Source organism: Rhizobium sp. AB2/73 (genome assembly GCF_020871915.1).
GTDB classification, from domain to species: domain Bacteria; phylum Pseudomonadota; class Alphaproteobacteria; order Rhizobiales; family Rhizobiaceae; genus Rhizobium; species Rhizobium dioscoreae.
Genome location: NZ_CP067071.1, coordinates 502,613 through 521,411 on the forward strand (window position 1 = coordinate 502,613; position 18,799 = coordinate 521,411).

The window sequence follows — 18,799 nt, forward strand, 5'->3', positions numbered from 1 at the left end:
TCCTCCTGCTCGAGGGGAGGACAAAGATCAGCAAATCTCCGTCTTGGCGATCTTGATCCCGAAACCTTCCAGGCCGACATAGTGCCGTTCGCGGCTGGTGAGCAGCTTGATCGAGCTGACGCCGAGATCCTTTAGGATCTGCGCGCCGAGGCCGATTTCCAGCCATTCGCTGTCGCGCGCCTGTGCCTCGGCATGGCTCTCGCGCTCGGCCTGACGCGCCTTGCGGCCATTGTCGAAATGACCGACACCGACGGAGCCTTCGCGCAAATAGACGATGACGCCCCGGCCTTCCTCGGCGATCTTCTTCATGTAGAAATCGACCGGACGGCGCTTGCCGAACAGATCCTCGGCGACATTTTCCGGATGCAGCCGGACCGGGATATCGACGCCGTCGCGAATATCGCCGAAAACGAGGGCAAGATGCTGCATCGGGTCCCAAGGCAGGGAATAGGTATGGGCGCGCGCCTTGCCGAACGGTGTTTCGATGTCGAAGCTGGTGCCGAGCTCGATGAGGGTTTCCTTGCGCTGGCGATAGGCGATGAGGTCGGCGACGGAAACGAGCTTCAGCCCGTTCTGCTCGGCGAATTCCACCACTTGCTGGCCGCGCGTCACCGTACCGTCATCATTGACGAGCTCGCTGATGACGCCGATCGGCGGCAGGCCGGCAAGCTTGCAGAGATCGACGGCGGCTTCCGTATGGCCCGAACGCATCAGCACGCCGCCTTCGCGGGCAACCAGCGGGAAAATATGGCCCGGCCGAACGAAATCCGTCGGCCCGACATTCGGATTGGCGAGGTTTCGAACCGTCAGGGTTCGGTCGTCGGCGGAAATGCCTGTTGTGGTGCCATGCTTGAAATCGACGGAAACGGTGAAGGCCGTCGTATGGGCGGAATCATTTTCCGCGACCATGGCGTTGAGGTTGAGCCGCTTGGCCTCCTCGCGCGGCATCGGCGTGCAGACGATACCGGAAGTGTGCCGGACGATGAAAGCCATCTTGTCCGGCGTGCAGTGAACGGCGGCAACGATCAGATCGCCTTCGTTCTCGCGGTCATTGTCGTCCATGACGACGACGATCTCGCCGGCTTCGAAAGCCCGGATGGCATCGACAACACGCTTCTGGTCGTAAGACATCTCGAAGTTCCTACCTCTGCTGGCCCGTCTGGCCGCGATCCCTCAGATAATGATCGGCAACGGCGCAGGCGACCATCGCCTCGCCGATCGGCACGGCGCGAATGCCGACGCAAGGATCGTGGCGGCCTTTGGTGCGCACATCGACATTGTTGCCATCGGCATCGATCGACTGGCGTTCCGTCAGGATCGACGAAGTCGGCTTGATGGCGAAACGCGCGACGACGGGCTCGCCTGTGGAAATGCCGCCCAGGATGCCGCCGGCATGATTGGACAGGAAGATGCGCTTGCCGTCATTGCCCATGCGCATTTCGTCGGCATTTTCTTCGCCTGTGAGTTCAGCGGAGGCGAAACCTTCGCCGATTTCGACACCCTTGACGGCGTTGATCGACATCAGCAGCGAGGCGATATCCTGGTCGAGCTTGCCATAGATCGGAGCGCCGAGACCGGCCGGCACGCCTTCCGCCACCACTTCCACCACGGCACCGATCGAGGAGCCGGCCTTGCGGATACGGTCGAGATAGTCTTCCCAAATAGGCACGATTTCGGGATCAGGCGCAAAGAACGGGTTCTGATCCACCTGAGCCCAATCCCAGTTGGCACGGTTGATCTTGTGCTTGCCGATCTGCACCAGCGCGCCACGGATCGTCACGCCCGGCACCACGAGACGGGCGATGCCGCCGGCGGCGACGCGCGCCGCGGTTTCGCGGGCTGATGAGCGGCCGCCGCCGCGATAGTCGCGAATGCCGTATTTGACGTCATAGGTGTAGTCTGCATGGCCGGGGCGGTAACGCCTAGCGATCTCGCCGTAATCCTTCGAGCGCTGATCGGTATTCTCGATCAGCATCGAGATCGGTGTGCCGGTCGAGATCATCGTCTCGCCGTCCTCGTCCATCATGACGCCCGACAGAACCTTGACGAGATCGTCCTCGCGCCGCTGCGTCACGAAGCGCGACTGGCCCGGCTTGCGCTTGTCGAGCCAGGTTTGAATGTCCTGCAGCTTGAAACGGAGGCCTGGAGGGCAGCCGTCGACGACGCAGCCGAGCGCCGGACCGTGGCTTTCGCCCCAGGTGGTGACGCGGAAGAGGTGACCGAATGTATTGTGCGACATGTAAAACGACCGGATTAGCGCAGCCTGACCGGCAGGCCGCGTCTTGTCTCTTGCAATTTCGGCCCACTCATAGAGCATGACGCAAAAAAGTGTAAGCGGTTTTCGGGCGACATCATCCTCATGATCGAGACCAGTTCGGCCTCGATATCGGCGAGCCTAAAAGCCGGCAATGCAAGATCTTTCTTTCAGCCGCGCGGATCTGCCGCCGCCTCTCGCTTTTCTTGCGCATACTGCATGGTAAACAAAGATTAACCTGGGCTGTGGATTGTGACGAAGCATTCACCATTTGGGCGGGCGAAGTCATTATTGGGGGCAACTTCCGCCATATTCGACGTGTTTTCTAGACCGCATAAGAAATCATAATCAATTTACCTGAAGGGTGACGACGATGCGCTTCTTTGTAGCGACGCTTTTGGCCACGGCAAGCCTGCTTGCTCCTGTCGCCGGTTTTGCTGAAAGCGCGGATGTCGAAGCCGTCATCAAGAAGGTCGACGCGAAGAACTTCAACATCACGCTGGATGACGGCAAGAGCTATCAGGTGCCCGAGGATTTCGATTTCAACGGCCTGCAGGCCGGAGTGAAGGTTGTCGTCTTCTATACGGAAGTCGACGGCAAGCGCGTCGTCAACGATCTGGATATCGTCCAGTAAATAGCGCTGCTGCCGGGCAGCCGGGGGTCTTGGACGGTTTTCCCGCCTTCAAGGTGAGTATTTTTCTTCGCTCGCTCCCAAATCACGCAGTCATCCGCGCCTGAAGCGCATCGCGATCTTTCGGAATCGCTTCTTGCGCTTATGATCTTTGATTTGGGTATGTCATTGTCGCAAAACCGCTGCGCACTTTTGCGCGACATGCTTTAATCGGGAACCGTCTACATCCAGCCGATGATCTTCATCTGTGGATCGACCTTCAGGATCTGGTCCTGATGGATGGGGATTTCCGCCGCCTCTTCCTTTTCGACATCGCCGATCAGGCGGAACAGCGTACGGATGACACCGCCATGCGTGACGCAGACCGTCGGGCGGTCGACGGATGCCAGCCATGAGCCGACGCGCCAGGACAGGATTTCATAGCTTTCGGCATCTTCGCCAGGCGGGATGAAGTCCCATTTATTCGCCTTGCGTTCGGCAAGCCGATCGGGCGCTGTTGCCTTCAATTCTTTGAGGGTAAAGCCTTCCCAGGCTCCGAAGGACAGTTCGACGAGCCTGTCGTCGGTCGCATAGTCCTTGGGCGGCAGGCCCATGGCATCTCTGGCGATTTCCATGGTTTCGCGCGTGCGCCGCAAGGGGCTGGCGACGAAATCGAAGGGCCGGTTTTCGAATGCGAGGATTTCGGCGAGATCGATGCCGTTCTGCCGCGCCTGTTCGCGGCCGATGGCGTTGAGATCGATGTCTTTCTGCCCCTGCAGGCGACGCTCAGCATTCCAGTCGGTCTGACCGTGACGTATCACATAGAGGATGGGCGACACGGTCAGCTTCCTGTTGGTCAGTCCTTCGCGACGGAAATGTCGGGCGCGTCCACGGCCTTCATGCCGACCGTATGATAGCCCGAATCGACGTGATGGATTTCGCCGGTCACGGCCGTCGACAGATCGGACAGCAGATAGAGGGCGGAATTGCCGACTTCGTCGATCGTGACAGTCCGCTTCAGCGGCGCGTTGTACTCATTCCACTTGAGGATATAGCGGAAGTCGCCGATACCGGACGCAGCGAGCGTCTTGATCGGGCCTGCCGAGATCGCGTTGACGCGGATGCCGCGGCTGCCGAGGTCGACTGCGAGGTAGCGCACGCTGGCTTCCAAAGCAGCCTTGGCGACACCCATGACGTTGTAGTGCGGCATGACCTTCTCTGCACCGTAATAGGTGAGGGTGATCATCGAGCCGCCGTCATTCATGATTCGCTCGGCGCGCTGTGCAACCGCCGTGAAGGAATAGACGGAGATGTCCATCGTCTTCGTGAAGTTGTCGCGGCTGGTATCGAGGTAACGGCCGGTCAGCTCGTCCTTGTCGGAAAAGGCAATGGCGTGCACGACGAAATCGATCTTGCCCCATTTCGCCTCAAGCGTGTCCATGACGGCATCGATCGTTGCCGGCTCGGTTACGTCGCAATGGCCGGCCATGAAGGCGCCGAGTTCCTGAGCGAGCGGCTCGACGCGCTTCTTCAGGGCATCGCCCTGCCACGTCAACGCGATTTCGGCTCCGGCATCCGAGCAGGCCTTGGCAATACCCCACGCTATCGAACGGTTGTTTGCTACGCCGAGGATGACGCCGCGTTTGCCTGCCATGAGGCCAGTGGATTGAGCCATATTCTGCTCCCTTGAACTTTAGATGAACCTGCCTATGGCATAGGCCGTTCCCCTGTTCAAGCATCGTAAAGATCATCAACTGTTAGGGATCGTAACAAAGGGTGCTGTTGTCACCAAAATTTCACAGGAAAAGCCCCTCGCGCATGCTGCGCATGAGATCCGTGACCTTATCGTCGGGTTTTTCCCACAGCATCAGCCGCAATTCGACAATGAGATCACCTTTTCCGCCATTGCCGTCGGGCAATCCCTCGCCGGAAATGCGTACGACCTGATCCGAACCGGACCAGGCCGGCACCGTAAGCTTCACTGGCCCGTTCAAGCCTTCGACCGTGGTTTCACAACCGAGAACGGCATTCTCTATAGTAATGGGTAATATTGTACGCACATCACTGCCGTCGAGCGTGAAGCGTCCGTCGGTCGACAGGTGGACGGTGACGGCGACATCGCCCCGCAACATGCCCTGCAGTTTCAGTCCCTGACCCTTGAGGTGAAGCACCTGGCCATTGGAGATATCAGTCGTCGCCTGGAAGCGTGCCTCCCGGTTGTCGGGCAACGGTACGGCAATCCAGCGGCTCTTCAGCATGTCGTCGAGCGTTACCGTGGCTTCGGCGGCGACCTCCGGGGTTTTCTCCGGCGGCTTTTCGGGCGCACTGCCGCCCGTGATGCGTCGTACCAGAGAGCCGAGGATGCCGAAGGCGGAGCGCGAGCCGGCAGCTGCCGAAACCGTGGCAAGCTGCTCCTCTTCCACTTGCGGCTCTTCCGGTGCCGCGGTGTCGGGTTGCTCCTGCGGTTTTTCGACCTGCTTTGCGCCTGCTGCCGCCGTGGCCTGCGCCTGGCCGGTCTTCACTCCGAAAATGCGTTCGACCATATCTTCCGGAGATTCGGTGGCATTGCCCTGCTGGCCGGATGCAGCAGATGCTGCCGCTTTGCGGGCATTAGCCCTGGCAAGTTCTTCCATGATCTTGTCGGCATTGGCACGCGCGGCCTTGGCTCGTTCGGCTGCCTCGCGAGCCGCCTGCCGCTGCTGCATAATCGTCTGTTCCTGGCTCTGACCCTTTGCCTCTGCCATGCGCGCGATCTGATCGTAGCGGCTGCGCTTTTGCGGATCCTTCAGCGTCTCGTAGGCCCGGCCGATTTCGGCAAACCTCTCCGACGCGGTTGGATCGCCCAGATTGTGATCGGGATGGGCGGTCTTTGCCAGACTGCGCCAGGCCGATTTGATTTCGTCCGCCTCCGCATCTTTCCGAACGCCCAGCACCTTATACGGATCGCGCATCTTTCCCGCCATCATTCGTGGGTGTGCCGAGTCCCATCGCAGCACCCCAAGCAAAGAACCAGTTGGTAGCGCTTCGCCATCCTGCCCCCCTGTCATGGGAGGCAAGGCTGGTGCGCCGATGAGCCGATCCTGCGGGAAGAGTTGCTAATCAGGCGTTACGGCGGATGGAACCTGAAGGCCTGCATTTCAAGGCATGGTTAGCCGATCGCTAACGGCCGATGCTTGGGATTTGCAGTCGGAGCCAGATCGCCGATGATAATAGAATGCCTATCAGCGTGAACTGATTTGAGGGCGGGATGAAAAGGGAGAAAGGTGGTCAGCCCGCCTGCTGGAAGCTTAGCAACTGCCATTCGCCAAGGCCGACAAGGCAAGTCCTGCCCGAGAAATTGGCAACGCCCTGATAAGAGTGCCGGCTGGTGCGGAATTGGCGGCAGACCACGCCGGACGCATTGCTTTCGACAATCGTGTCGATGACACCGGCACTGCCGGTTGAGGTATTTGCCCAGGGTATGGGCTGGCCGTTGAGTTTGTGGAGATCCGCCGAGGTAACGGCATTGCGCACCGTGGTCTCGTCGGAGATGCTGTCCGTCGTTACGGGAGCCGTCGGTACGGTGCCCGTCGATACGCTGCGATCTACTTTGGCCGAGCTCAGATAGTCCATGCCGCCGCCGACGCAGCCGCCAAGGGTGAAAAGGGAGACTAGGGCGACAGCCATCGTCACGCCTTTTGCAAGCTTGCGCTTTGTATGAACGATCGACTTTGCTATGACTTCCACCCGAACGTCTTGGCCAGCCAGAGGGGCCGGCGGTTATTAGGAATTGCGGAGCTTTTGAATTAATATGTCGGAAAACGAGTTAACAAGCGGTGACTTCACCGAGCAGAATGAACCTTTCAGTCTCTTTGCGTCCTGGCTGCGTGAGGCGGAGACCACCGAACTCAACGATCCGAATGCGGTAGCGCTGGCAACGGTGGATAAGGATGGTTTGCCAAATGTCCGCATGGTTCTTCTAAAAGGTTTCGATAGCGACGGATTCGTATTCTATACAAATTTCGAGAGCCAGAAAGGCCAAGAAATTCTTTCCCAGAAGAAAGCGGCCATGTGCTTCCACTGGAAGTCGCTGCGTCGCCAGGTGCGCCTGCGTGGCCTGGTTGAAGTGGTGAGCGATAAGGAAGCCGACGAATATTATAAGACAAGGCCTCGCGGCAGCCGCATCGGCGCTTGGGCCTCGAAGCAGTCGCGACCGTTGGAAGGCCGCTTCGCGCTGGAAAAGGCCGTTGCCGAATATACCGCCCGTTACGCGATCGGCGATATCCCGCGCCCGCCTTACTGGTCCGGCTTCCGCATCCGGCCGCTGTCGATCGAATTCTGGCACGACCGCCAGTTCCGCCTGCACGACCGTATCGAATTTCGCCGTGATGTACCGGAGGGAGCCTGGCAAAAGGTGCGGATGTATCCGTAAATCCTATGCCGTTTCCCGGCGTCCCATCAGCCGCATGGGGATGCCGGATGCAAGCGCCGACGCATAGCGGGGCTTCTGGTAATGGCCGTTCAGCGATAGCCGCGGCAGCATCAGTGTGCCGCCGCTCGATGCCTCGATGGTGCCGGGGCGGGTGGTGACTCCGACAGAAAAGCCGAGTTCGGCCGCAAGCCGTCCCTCGCGCGCCGAGACTGCCTCGTTCGTGCCATAGGGGTAGGCGATCGTGGTTGGCCGCTTTCCGGTGATGTCGGCGACATAATCGGCCGAGAGCGCCATCTCCGCGACAGCCTCCGCTTCGGGGAGCCTTGCCAAGGCCCGATGGCTCACCGTATGGGCGCCGAGCGAGGCAAGGGGATGGCGGGCGAGCTGCCGCAATTCGTTCCGATCCATGATAAATGCACGGACGATATCGATCGGTGCCAGGCCATGACGCCGGGCAAGCTCATCGATCCGGCCGACAGCTTCACTTTCCTCATGACTATGGACAAAGGCGGCGAAGCGGGCAAATGCGGCATGCTTCTGGCTGTCCTTGCCGAGTGGCAAGAACTCTTCTCCCGACCCGAAATCGAATGTCAGACGCTCAAGCCGGCCCAGCAGTTCGGCCAGCGTCTCCCACCATATGCTATGGGTCCGCTCCGAAAGTCCCTGGGCGATGAAGACGGTGAAGGGTACATCGTGACGTGCGAAGATTGGCAGGGCGTGGTCAAGATTGTCCCGGTTGCCGTCGTCGAGCGTGAAAGCGACGAAAGGTGGCCTGCCGGCAGCCTCTTTTACCCGTGATGTAAGAGCGTCGAGTGCGATGAACTCATAACCGTCCCGTTTCAGCCGGGCGATCGCCTGATCGAGAAAGTCGGGCGAGACCTCCAGATGCGCATTGGGCGCAAAACGGCGGGGGAGGGCAGGGCGGACGTGATGAAGAGTAAAGATCGTGCCGAGGCCGGCAACATCGCGCATCAGCCCCGCACCCTTCAAAAGCGCGGCAGCCTCAAGCCCGCTTAAGATCATTGTGCGCTTGAGGCGGACCTCGATGCCCTGTTCCATACGGCTCGACCCGGTTGACCAATGTCAACGCTGTAGCGCATCCCCGTTAAACCTTACTGAATCTTCGTCATAATTCCCAATGCGTTAATGCTTATTTTACCAGGAAAGGCAAAATTGAAGAACTATCGAGGCTGTTGCCTCAATATCGCACCGGTATCAGGCTTTTTGTCGCAAAATCATACAGGGATTGATGCGGTGTGTTGGCATTCTTTCGGTTGGGGACAATTATGAAACGACTTCTGATGGCTTTGTCTGCGGCCGTCTTGCTGTTGAGCGCTCCTGTAGCGAGCTTCGCCGGCAGCGCCTATTTCATCATGGATGCGAAGACCGGCAAAGTGCTGGCATCGAGCAATGCGGATGACCTCAACCATCCGGCATCGCTGACGAAGATGATGACCCTATACATGACCTTCGAGGCGATCCATCGCGGTAAGCTGAGCTGGAATACCCGGATCCCGGTTTCGCGCTTCGCCGCCGCCAAGCCGCCAACCAAGCTGGGCCTCAAGCCCGGCGGTACGGTGACTGTCCGCGAAGCCGTGGATGGCATGATCATCAAATCCGCGAACGATGCCGCAGCCGCCATGGCGGAAGCGCTCGGCGGCAGCGAAAGCGGCTTTGCGCGGATGATGACGCAGAAGGCGCGCGAACTCGGCATGCGCCGCACCACCTTCCTGAATGCCTCGGGCCTGCCGAACATGCAGCAGTGGACGACGGCGCGAGATATGTCGACGCTCGCCGTCGCGCTCATCAACAATTATCCCCAGGAGTACCGGCTCTTCTCGCAGACGAGCTTCAACTACCGTGGCCATTACGTGCGCGGCCATAACAACCTGATGTATCGCTATGAAGGCATGGACGGCATCAAGACCGGCTATACCAATGCCTCCGGCTTCAATCTTGTCAGCGCCGTGCGCCAGGGCAATCGCCGGGTGATCGGCGTCGTCATGGGCGGTGCCACGGCGCGCGGCCGCGATGCGATGATGGCGTCGCTGCTGGACCGCTATGTGCCCAAGGCAGCCCCCATCGCAACATCGCGCCTGATGGCGAGCGTAGGCGGCGGCAAGATGGGCAAGCAGGTTGAAGTGGCGTCTGCGTCGGACGATGTTGCCGTCGATGTCGATACCCAGACCACTGCCACGACGACACCTGCGCCGGCGCGCAAGCGTACCGAGGTCGTCCCAATGGCATTCGCCGCCGCCTCGAACGTCACCGTGCCAATGGATCGCCCGGCCGCGATGGACGAGATCCTCGTCGACAGCAAGCAGGCGGCAGCCGCCAGCAAGCCGGTGGTGTCCGGAAGCTGGCAGGTACAGATCGCCGCGACCCCAACCGCCCAGGCTGCCAAGGATCTGCTCTCGGAAGCGAAGTCCAAGGGCGGCAATGCGCTCGCCAATGCCTCGCCCTATACCGAAGCCGTCGGCAAGGGCGCCAGCACGGTCTATCGCGCCCGCTTCACCGGCTTTGCGAGCCGCGACGATGCAAGTTCGGCGTGCTCCGCTCTGAAGCGCAAGGACTTCGATTGCATGCTCCTGCCGAGCAAGGGCTGAACATAATCTTATTGGATAGAAGCGAGCCGGCGGAGCAAATCTCCGCCGGCTCGACTTTTTTGCGGGAATCGTTCATTGATGAATAGAACATAAAGGGAACGATTTCGATGCTGAAAGATCTGATGGAGCAATTCGAAACGGCTTCGGCACGCTACGCCGCCGACAACGGCATGGAGCGTGACGACGACTGGTTCGTGTTGAAACTCCAGGAAGAAATGGGCGAGTTGGTCCAGATCTGGAACAGGGTCACCGGCCGCGGGCGGCGCAAGGGCATGAGCGACGCGGATCTTGCGACGGCGCTTGCCGATGAAACGGCCGATGTGCTCGGCCATATTCTTCTATTCGCGCATCGCAGCCGCCTCGATCTGCCGGCTGCCATCGAGCGCAAATGGCTCTTTCGCCCTCAGGCATAGCAGGCCGGGCGGTTAAGCCTTGGTGCCGCCCACCGTGATCTGGTCCATGCGCAGATGCGGCTGACCGACGCCGACGGGAACCCATTGGCCGGCCTTGCCGCAATTGCCGATGCCGGTATCGAGCTTCATGTCGTTGCCGATCATCGAAACGCGCTTCATCGCATCCGGCCCGTTGCCGATCAGCATAGCTCCCTTAATCGGAGCGCCGAGCTTGCCATCCTCGATGAGATAGGCTTCGGTGCAGCCGAAGACGAATTTGCCTGAGGTGATATCCACCTGACCGCCGCCGAAGGAAACGGCGTAAATGCCTTTTTTCACCGAGGCGATGATTTCGTCCGGCGTCTTGTCGCCGCCAAGCATATAGGTGTTGGTCATGCGCGGCATCGGCGTATGGGCATAGCCTTGACGACGGCCGTTGCCGGTCGCCTTCATGCCCATCAGCCGGGAATTCTGTCGGTCCTGCATGTAGCCGACCAGCTTGCCATTCTCGATCAGCACGTTGTAGGCCGAAGGCGTGCCTTCATCGTCGACGGTGATTGAGCCGCGGCGGTTCTCGATCGTGCCGTCATCGACGACGGTAACGCCGGGAGCGGCCACCATCTGACCCAACAGGCCGGCGAAAGCCGATGTCTTCTTGCGGTTGAAATCGCCTTCCAGCCCGTGGCCGACGGCTTCGTGCAGCATGACGCCCGGCCAGCCGGAGCCGAGCACGACATCCATCGTGCCGGCGGGTGCCTCGATCGCCTCGAGATTGACGAGCGCCTGGCGAAGCGCCTCGTCGGCGCCGTGATGCCAATTGTCTTCTGTGACGAAATCGCCGAAGCCGATGCGGCCGCCCGTGCCGAAGGAGCCGGATTCCTGCCGGTCGCCGTCACCCACGATGACAGAGATATTGACGCGCGTCATCGGCCTGACATCGCGGACGCGATGACCGTCGGCGCGCAGAATGTCGACCACCTGCCAGCTTGCGGCGATGGATGCCGTCACCTGGCGCACCTTGTCGTTCTTGTCGCGCAGATAGCTGTCGATCCGCTGCAGGAGCTTTGCTTTTTCCTCGAAGCTCGGCGTGCCGATCGGGTTCTCGTCGCCATAGAGCACCTTGTTGGTACGCTGTGGCGCGGCTGCATAGGAGCCGGCATAGCCCGATGTCACCGCACGTACTGCATCGGCGGCGCGCTTGAGGGCGGCTTCGGACAGGTCGCCCGCATGGGCATAGCCCACCGCTTCGCCGGCAACGGCGCGAAGGCCAAAGCCCTGTTCGGTGTTGAAGCTGCCGCCCTTCATCCGGCCATTGTCGAATGTCAGCGATTCCGCCTGGACATGCTCGACGAAGAGTTCGCCGTCGTCGGCGCCGGACAACGCCTCGGCAACAATGCCGCGCAGCTTGGCTTCATCGGCATCGAAAAGGGTAAGGAGATCGGTATTCATGGTCAGGTGCTCCGTTCAGAGCCGATGTAGGCTTCGCATGACGCAAGAGCAAGCCCATCCGGTCAGGGAAGGGCGTCGTAGCCGTCCGCGAAGCCCTTCAAGTCCACAGGAATGCCGATGCCTTCTTCCGGCGACTGGAAGACGATGAAGGTTGCCGTGGCGCCGCTGCGCAGCGTCTTCAGCAACTGGTCCTCCAGCACGACTTCTGCGTAGCAGCCGTCGGAGAAGCAGCGCACGAAATAGGCGCGGCCGATATCCTTGCCGTCGATATTGAGGCCGAGACCGTTCGGCAGCAGCACGCCGAGCGGCGCCAGCACGCGAAGGATCTTGGATTTGCGGTCAGCCGTCTTCAGCACGACGACGGACAGACCGATTTCCGGACGATCCTCGGCAATCACGTTCTGCATCAGCGCGCATTGCTCGGTCGAGGCGCCTGCCGGCTTGTCGCAGACGACGGACCATGCGCCATGGCTGGAGCGAACCGTACCCGGCGGTTGCGGAACCTGGCTCGTTGGCACCTGCTGCGTATGCGGCTGCTGTTGGCCCGGCTGGTCCGGCTGCAACTGTTGGGTCTGCTGCGCCGGCGGCTGAGTCTGCTGTGCCTGTTGCGCCCATGCGGGTGCGGCAACTGCGGCAGCGACGCTGCCGGTAACAAGCAAAAGCCGGGCGAGGGAACGAAAACCCATGGAAACCTCTAGATTCGAATCAGTGCCGCTATTGTTGAAGCCCAGGCCGGCAAATGAAAAGCCCCGGCTGCTGGATTCCAACCGACTACGGCGGAAATACGACGTCTACTCCATTTTGTCCCGGCGACGCCATGGACCGCGATGCAATTTTTCGTATGATGATGAAATGCTTGCCATGTCCGGGACAAGCATGGGGGGATATTCGCGCAAAAATGCCGCACTAACAAATGTCTTGAGTTGTTGCGGAGCACCCCAAACTGTGGTTTGAAGCGCAATGGATTGTAGGGATACTGCGTTTGAGGAAGATCTGGGATCAAACGCTGGAGGGAGAGACATCGTGATTAAGAGAGCTTACGCGGCTCTGGCAGCTATGATCTGTCTGCTTTTTGCGACAGGTAGCTACGCCGATCAGCCGAGACCTTGGGAAACCGGTATGCAGCAGGCGGCAACCGGCAACATGCATCAAATCCGCTGGTTTGAGGCATACACGCTTTGGTTTATCATTCCGATCACGCTGCTTGTTCTGGTCCTCCTGGTGGTGGTCATGGTCAAGTTCCGGGCTTCCAAGAACCCGGTTCCGTCCAAGACGAGCCACAACACGCTGATCGAAGTCATCTGGACCATCGGACCGGTCCTAATTCTTCTCTTCCTGGCCATTCCCTCCTTTAATCTACTGACCGATCAGCTGACCTTCCCGGAGAAGACGGATGTCACCGTCAAGGCGACGGCGACGCAATGGCAGTGGAATTATGAATATGAGGGCAGCGGCGCGACGCCGGTTGCCTTCGATTCCTTCATGCTGAAGGAGCAGGACCGCACCGCCGCCGGCAAGGATGACAAGGCGAAATATCCGCGGCTGCTTGCTGTTGACAATGAAATGGTCGTGCCTGTCGGCAAGAACGTTCGCCTTCTTGTCACCGCCGCACCGGCCGACGTCATCCATTCCTTCGCCATGCCCGCCTTCGGCATCAGGATCGATGCCATTCCGGGCCGTCTGAACGAAACCTGGTTCAACGCCGACCGCGAAGGCCTGTATTATGGACAGTGTTCCGAGCTCTGCGGCAAGGATCACTCTTTCATGCCGATCGCCATCCGCGTCGTCTCCGATGATCAGTACAAGCAGTGGCTTGCCGCTGCTGCAACCGACGTCGGCAAGGCGAACAAGGCTCTGATGGCCGCCGTCGATCAACCGACGACCGTCAATGTCGCGGAAAACACGGCGAAGTAAGAGGGTAGGAACAATGGCTGGATCCAAGGCACACGACGATCACTCGCATGAGCTTCACGACGCTCACGCGCACGACGATCATCACGCACACAAGCAGACCTTCGCTGAACGTTGGCTGTTTTCGACGAATCACAAGGACATCGGCACGCTCTATCTGATCTTCGCGATCTTCGCGGGCGTGATCGGCTTCCTCCTCTCCGTTGCCATTCGCATGGAATTGCAGGAGCCCGGTATCCAGATCTTCAGCGGTCTGGCGTCGATGGTCTACGGCTTTTCGGGCGATGCTGCCATTGATGGCGGCAAGCAGATGTACAACGTCTTCGTCACTGCCCACGCGCTGATCATGATCTTCTTCATGGTCATGCCGGCGATGATCGGCGGCTTTGCCAACTGGATGGTGCCGATCATGATCGGCGCGCCAGACATGGCGTTCCCGCGCCTGAACAACATTTCGTTCTGGCTGCTCGTTCCGGCCTTCCTGCTGCTCATCCTCTCGATGTTCGTCGAAGGCCCGGCAGGCGCCTACGGCGCAGGCGGCGGCTGGACGATGTATGTGCCCTTGTCTGGCACGGTCGGCCATCCAGGCCCGGCGATCGATCTGGTCATCTTCGCGCTGCACATTGCCGGTGCCTCATCGATCCTCGGTGCGATCAACTTCATCACCACTATCCTGAACATGCGCGCTCCCGGCATGACGCTGCACAAGATGCCGCTGTTTGCCTGGTCGGTTCTGATCACCGCCTTCCTGCTGCTGCTGTCGCTCCCGGTTCTGGCTGGTGCCATCACCATGGTTCTGACGGACCGCAACTTCGGCACGACCTTCTTCGCGCCGGAAGGCGGCGGCGACCCGCTGCTCTATCAGCACCTCTTCTGGTTCTTCGGTCATCCGGAAGTCTACATCCTGATCCTGCCCGGTTTCGGCATGATCAGCCACATCATCTCGACGTTCTCGCGCAAGCCGATCTTCGGCTATCTCGGCATGGCCTACGCCATGGTCGCGATCGGCGCCGTCGGCTTCGTCGTCTGGGCCCACCACATGTACGTGACCGGCCTCTCGCTCGACACGCAGCGCTACTTCGTCTTCGCGACGATGGTCATCGCGGTTCCGACAGGCGTGAAGGTCTTCTCGTGGATTGCGACCATGTGGGGCGGTTCGATCCAGTTCCGCACGCCGATGATCTGGGCGCTCGGCTTCATCTTCCTGTTCACGCTCGGCGGCGTCACCGGCGTCCAGCTCGCCAATGCGGGCCTCGACCGCGAACTGCATGCGACCTATTATGTGGTGGCTCACTTCCACTACGTTCTGTCGCTCGGCGCCGTCTTTGCCATCTTCGCCGCCTGGTACTACTGGTTCCCGAAAATGACCGGCTACATGTACAATGAGCGGATCGGCAACTGGCACTTCTGGATCACCTTCATCGGTGTCAACATGGTGTTCTTCCCGCAGCACTTCCTGGGCCGTGCGGGCATGCCGCGCCGCTATATCGACTATCCGGATGCCTACGCCGGCTGGAACTTCGTCTCCTCCATCGGCTCCTATGTCGCAGCCGTAGGCCTTTGCTTCTTCTTCTGGGGCGTTATAGATGCATTCGCGAAGAAGCGCGTCGCAGGCGATAATCCCTGGGGCGATGGTGCGACCACGCTGGAATGGCAGCTGTCGTCGCCGCCGCCGCACCATCAGTGGGAAGAGCTGCCGCGCATCAAGTAGCTCATTTCCGGACGCCGTGGTGAGCGGCGTCCGGCTCAACGGATAATTGGAAGAGAGAATGACGGTCATCGACAATCACGAAGCGCTCGCGAAGCAAGGCGAAACCGGCCTGTCGGAAGCGGGTGCGCGCGATTATTTCGAGCTTCTGAAGCCACGCGTGATGTCGCTGGTCGTCTTTACCGCCTTCACGGGCCTGGTGCTGGCCCCCGGTCATATCAACCCCGTTCTCGGCTTCATCGCTATCCTCTGCATTGCGGTCGGTGCCGGTGCATCCGGTGCCTTAAACATGTGGTACGACGCCGATATCGACGCCGTCATGACCCGCACCAAGAGCCGGCCGATACCTTCAGGCCGTATCAATCCGTCGGAAGCCCTGGCCTTCGGCCTGGTGCTGTCGGGCTTCTCGGTGACGATTCTCGGTCTTGCGATCAATTGGCTTTCCGCCGGCATTCTCGCCTTCACCATTTTCTTCTATGCCGTCGTCTACACGATGTGGCTGAAGCGCTCGACGCCGCAAAACATCGTCATCGGCGGTGCCGCCGGCGCTTTCCCGCCCGTGATCGGTTGGGCTTGCGTGACCGGCAGCGTACCGGTCGAAAGCATCGTCCTCTTCCTCATCATCTTCCTCTGGACGCCGGCCCATTTCTGGGCACTGGCTTTGTTCAAAATGGGAGATTACGAGGCCGTCGGCGTCCCGATGCTGCCGAATGTCTCCGGCATTCAGACGACGAAGAACCAGATCGTCATCTATGCGGTGCTGACCGCGATCGTCGGCGTCGTGCCGGCCTTCATGGGCTTTGCGAGCCTTGGCTATGGTGTTGTTGCCGCGACCCTCGGCGTGATCTTCGTGCACTGTTCCATCGCCGTCTGGCGCATGGCCGATGGCGACATGAAGATGGTGCCGGCAAAGAAGCTCTTCGGCTTTTCCATTTTCTATCTTTTCGCGATCTTTTCCGCGCTGCTGATCGACCGGCTGATTGCTGTGATGATGTCGGGCGGTGCCGGAGGCTGGCTATGATCGAACTCGTCAAGCTGACCGAGGCGCAGAAGAAATCGCGGCGAGGGCGCAATATCGCGCTCGGGCTGGTGCTTGCCGGTCTGGTGGTGCTGTTCTACGCAATCACCATTATCAAGGTCGGTTCCGGACACGTTTGAGGAGGCGTCATGGAGGGGGAGGTCACAAAGAGCGCGAGAAGCGGCGGCCGTAACAACGGCATGATCGTTGCCATGTGCTTGAGCTTCGTCGTCGGCATGAGCGCCATGTGCGCCGCCGCCGTGCCGCTCTATCGCATGTTCTGCCAGGTAACAGGCTATAACGGCACGACGCAGCGCGTCGAGCAGGTCTCGAACGTCATCCTCGACAAGCAGATCCAGGTTTCGTTCGACGCCAATGTCGCGCCGGGCCTGCCGTGGGATTTCAAGCCGCTGCAGAAGTCGGTGAACCCGAAGATCGGCGAGACGGTCGAGGTCAAGTTCCAGATCGAGAACAAGTCGGACAAGATGGAGCGTGGTCAGGCGATCTTCAATGTCACGCCGCTGGAAGCCGGTGTCTATTTCAACAAGGTCCAGTGTTTCTGCTTCAATGAGACGGATCTCGCGCCCGGCGAAAAGCGCGAGATGTCGGTGGTTTTCTATGTCGATCCTGAGATCACCAAGGCTGTGGAAACCAAGACGATCAATGCGCTGACACTGTCCTATACCTATTACCCACGGGAAGGCGCAAAGCCCGTGGCTTCCAATGACGGCGGTACGAAGCCGGTGGAAAAGAAACTTTGATGGAGAGTGCTTCTCGGTTTGACCGGAAGCAATATGGGAAAAAGTTATTCGGGGATTGCTGATATGGCCGAGGCGCATCAGAGAAAACACGATTATCACATTATCGATCCCAGCCCGTGGCCGATCATTGCGGCCTTTGGGGCCTTCGTGATCACCTTCGGCGGCGTTTGCTTCATGCGCTACCTGAATGGCGGCGCGCTGCATCTGTTCGGGATCAATTTCGCGCAGCCCTGGCTGTTCTTCATCGGCCTCGCCGTGATCCTCTACGTCATGTACGGCTGGTGGGCCGATACGATCAAGGAGGCGCATGAGGGCGCGCATACCCGCGTCGTCTCGCTGCATCTGCGCTACGGCATGATCATGTTCATCGCTTCCGAAGTGATGTTCTTCGTCGCCTGGTTCTGGGCCTATTTCGATGTCAGCCTATTCCCGAACGAGGCGATCCAGGCATCGCGCACGGCTTTCCTCGGCGGCCAGTTCCCGCCGAAGGGCGTTGAGGTTCTCGACCCCTGGCACCTGCCGATCTACAACACCATCATCCTGCTGCTGTCGGGCACGACCGTCACCTGGGCTCACCATGCGTTGCTGCATGGTGATCGCAAGGGCCTCATCCAGGGCCTGACGCTCACCGTCCTGCTCGGCGCGTTGTTCTCCTGCGTACAGGCCTATGAATATGCCCACGCTCCGTTCGAGTTCAGAAACTCGATCTACGGCGCGACCTTCTTCATGGCGACTGGCTTCCACGGCTTCCACGTTCTGGTCGGGACGATCTTCCTGCTGGTCTGCCTCGTTCGCGCCATCAGGGGTGACTTCACGCCCAAGCAGCATTTCGGCTTCGAAGCGGCCGCCTGGTACTGGCATTTCGTCGACGTCGTCTGGCTGTTCCTGTTCTTCTGCATCTATGTCTGGGGCAGCTGGGGTGCACCGCTCGCAGCTGGCTGATCGGTATCGATCTCTGGAAAACAAAAGGCGGGCGCTGGACGTCCGCCTTTTATTTTTTGCCATCAATCCCTTGAGGCAATCCTCTCGAATGCCGTCGGATGAGGCAGATCTCTAGCGAGCAATTGTCGGATTTGCTCGGCGCATGCCTTGGGGCTGCTCACGGACGTATCGACCTCCAGATCATAGATGCCGGGCCGGTGTACCTGTTCCTGCCAGGCAATGACCGGCGCGGGGACAGGCATGCCAGCCTCGACCTTGACGTAAGCGTCTCGTCTTTCCGGCCCTTCGGCCAGCCGCCGCCCCATCACGACATCGAGTGGGCAGCGCACGCCGACGAACAGAACGGGTAGCCCCGTCAGCAGCCGGACACAATCGGCGAGAATGCCCAACGGTCGCGAATAGCTGTCATGATGACCGAACTCGGCGATGACATTCAATCCCATGCGGCTATGTGCGGCGATCGAGGCATAGAGTGCGGCATAAAAGCGCTGGACCAACGGTTCGAGATCGGGCCGCTCGCCGCCGGGACGCAGGCCGATGCCCGGACGATAGCGCGGAGGCGTGATATGCCGCACATAGGCGTCGACGCCGAGATTGACCCACACGCCTTCAAATTCGGCCTGTATCGCCTCGACGATGCTGCTTTTTCCGGATCGCGGTGCGCCGTTGAGAATGATGATCTGGCCGCGTGCCGAGCCTTCACTAGGGGCCATAAATCCAATCCTTTCTGCATGCTT

20 protein-coding genes are annotated in these 18,799 nt (G+C 59.9%); 10 read left to right on the top strand and 10 right to left on the bottom strand.

The genetic code is table 11. The features are described from left to right. Window positions 1–27: 27 nt before the first annotated feature. A complete protein-coding gene (gene ribB / locus I8E17_RS02520) occupies window positions 28–1,131 on the bottom strand; it encodes a 3,4-dihydroxy-2-butanone-4-phosphate synthase (protein WP_219510991.1) in 1,104 nt (367 codons plus the stop codon). Between the two features lie 10 nt (window positions 1,132–1,141). Continuing rightward, entirely contained in the window at window positions 1,142–2,239 is a 1,098-nt protein-coding gene (aroC, locus tag I8E17_RS02525; RefSeq protein WP_069613869.1) for a chorismate synthase, read from the bottom strand. Between the two features lie 388 nt (window positions 2,240–2,627). Here aroC and I8E17_RS02530 point away from each other — a divergent pair, with 388 nt between their 5' ends. Next, window positions 2,628–2,888: a DUF1344 domain-containing protein gene (locus I8E17_RS02530; protein ID WP_069613739.1), complete on the top strand. Its 261-nt coding sequence runs from the start codon at window positions 2,628–2,630 to the stop codon at window positions 2,886–2,888. Window positions 2,889–3,106: 218 nt separating this feature from the next. Here the strand turns inward: I8E17_RS02530 and I8E17_RS02535 are convergent, their stop codons facing one another. The 4 genes from I8E17_RS02535 to I8E17_RS02550 all read right to left on the bottom strand — a co-directional run bounded on the left by I8E17_RS02535 (window position 3,107) and on the right by I8E17_RS02550 (window position 6,530). Beyond that, window positions 3,107–3,703 (bottom strand): histidine phosphatase family protein, encoded by a 597-nt coding sequence (locus tag I8E17_RS02535; RefSeq protein WP_069613740.1) that lies wholly within the window; start codon window positions 3,701–3,703, stop codon window positions 3,107–3,109. Between the two features lie 17 nt (window positions 3,704–3,720). Next, on the bottom strand, window positions 3,721–4,539 hold the full coding sequence (fabI, locus tag I8E17_RS02540) for an enoyl-ACP reductase FabI (RefSeq protein WP_069613741.1): 819 nt from the start codon (window positions 4,537–4,539) through the stop codon (window positions 3,721–3,723). A gap of 121 nt (window positions 4,540–4,660) precedes the next feature. Beyond that, on the bottom strand, window positions 4,661–5,815 hold the full coding sequence (locus I8E17_RS02545) for a DnaJ domain-containing protein (protein WP_069613742.1): 1,155 nt from the start codon (window positions 5,813–5,815) through the stop codon (window positions 4,661–4,663). A gap of 316 nt (window positions 5,816–6,131) precedes the next feature. Further along, window positions 6,132–6,530 carry an RT0821/Lpp0805 family surface protein gene (locus I8E17_RS02550; RefSeq protein ID WP_229002100.1) on the bottom strand — a complete coding sequence of 133 codons (399 nt, stop codon included), beginning with the start codon at window positions 6,528–6,530 and terminating at the stop codon, window positions 6,132–6,134. Between the two features lie 124 nt (window positions 6,531–6,654). On the opposite strand from I8E17_RS02550, the gene pdxH reads away from it, so the two are divergent. After that, window positions 6,655–7,275, top strand: coding sequence for a pyridoxamine 5'-phosphate oxidase (gene pdxH / locus I8E17_RS02555; RefSeq protein WP_069613744.1), 621 nt, complete (start codon window positions 6,655–6,657; stop codon window positions 7,273–7,275). 3 nt (window positions 7,276–7,278) lie between these two features. On the opposite strand, the gene I8E17_RS02560 is transcribed toward pdxH, so the two are convergent. Continuing rightward, window positions 7,279–8,334: a polysaccharide deacetylase family protein gene (locus I8E17_RS02560; RefSeq protein ID WP_069613745.1), complete on the bottom strand. Its 1,056-nt coding sequence runs from the start codon at window positions 8,332–8,334 to the stop codon at window positions 7,279–7,281. A 227-nt stretch (window positions 8,335–8,561) separates the two neighbouring features. Between I8E17_RS02560 and I8E17_RS02565 the strand changes: the two genes are divergently transcribed. Together I8E17_RS02565 and I8E17_RS02570 are read left to right on the top strand one after the other, a co-directional pair. Next, the gene (locus I8E17_RS02565; protein ID WP_069613746.1) at window positions 8,562–9,881 is read left to right on the top strand and encodes a D-alanyl-D-alanine carboxypeptidase family protein; all 1,320 of its coding nucleotides are present in this window, start codon (window positions 8,562–8,564) and stop codon (window positions 9,879–9,881) included. A gap of 107 nt (window positions 9,882–9,988) precedes the next feature. After that, window positions 9,989–10,294, top strand: coding sequence for a pyrophosphatase (locus I8E17_RS02570; protein ID WP_069613747.1), 306 nt, complete (start codon window positions 9,989–9,991; stop codon window positions 10,292–10,294). A gap of 12 nt (window positions 10,295–10,306) precedes the next feature. On the opposite strand, the gene tldD is transcribed toward I8E17_RS02570, so the two are convergent. Together tldD and I8E17_RS02580 are read right to left on the bottom strand one after the other, a co-directional pair. Then, on the bottom strand, window positions 10,307–11,722 hold the full coding sequence (gene tldD, locus I8E17_RS02575; protein ID WP_069613748.1) for a metalloprotease TldD: 1,416 nt from the start codon (window positions 11,720–11,722) through the stop codon (window positions 10,307–10,309). Window positions 11,723–11,784: 62 nt separating this feature from the next. After that, window positions 11,785–12,408, bottom strand: a complete 624-nt coding sequence (locus I8E17_RS02580) for an invasion associated locus B family protein (protein WP_069613870.1) — start codon at window positions 12,406–12,408, stop codon at window positions 11,785–11,787. A gap of 337 nt (window positions 12,409–12,745) precedes the next feature. Here I8E17_RS02580 and coxB point away from each other — a divergent pair, with 337 nt between their 5' ends. From coxB to I8E17_RS02610, 6 genes are all read left to right on the top strand, one after another. Next, a complete protein-coding gene (gene coxB / locus I8E17_RS02585; protein WP_069613749.1) occupies window positions 12,746–13,636 on the top strand; it encodes a cytochrome c oxidase subunit II in 891 nt (296 codons plus the stop codon). A gap of 13 nt (window positions 13,637–13,649) precedes the next feature. Beyond that, on the top strand, window positions 13,650–15,344 hold the full coding sequence (ctaD, locus tag I8E17_RS02590; RefSeq protein WP_069613750.1) for a cytochrome c oxidase subunit I: 1,695 nt from the start codon (window positions 13,650–13,652) through the stop codon (window positions 15,342–15,344). A 58-nt stretch (window positions 15,345–15,402) separates the two neighbouring features. Then, window positions 15,403–16,362 (top strand): heme o synthase, encoded by a 960-nt coding sequence (locus I8E17_RS02595; protein ID WP_069613751.1) that lies wholly within the window; start codon window positions 15,403–15,405, stop codon window positions 16,360–16,362. Then, complete coding sequence (locus tag I8E17_RS02600; RefSeq protein WP_015339051.1) at window positions 16,359–16,499, top strand: hypothetical protein; 141 nt, start codon at window positions 16,359–16,361, stop codon at window positions 16,497–16,499. Before I8E17_RS02595 ends, I8E17_RS02600 begins: the two co-directional genes overlap by 4 nt. A gap of 9 nt (window positions 16,500–16,508) precedes the next feature. Next, entirely contained in the window at window positions 16,509–17,120 is a 612-nt protein-coding gene (locus I8E17_RS02605) for a cytochrome c oxidase assembly protein (RefSeq protein WP_069613752.1), read from the top strand. A 63-nt stretch (window positions 17,121–17,183) separates the two neighbouring features. Further along, window positions 17,184–18,062, top strand: coding sequence for a cytochrome c oxidase subunit 3 (locus I8E17_RS02610; protein WP_069613753.1), 879 nt, complete (start codon window positions 17,184–17,186; stop codon window positions 18,060–18,062). Between the two features lie 62 nt (window positions 18,063–18,124). Here the strand turns inward: I8E17_RS02610 and I8E17_RS02615 are convergent, their stop codons facing one another. Then, a complete protein-coding gene (locus I8E17_RS02615; RefSeq protein ID WP_069613754.1) occupies window positions 18,125–18,775 on the bottom strand; it encodes a chloramphenicol phosphotransferase in 651 nt (216 codons plus the stop codon). Window positions 18,776–18,799: the final 24 nt, after the last annotated feature.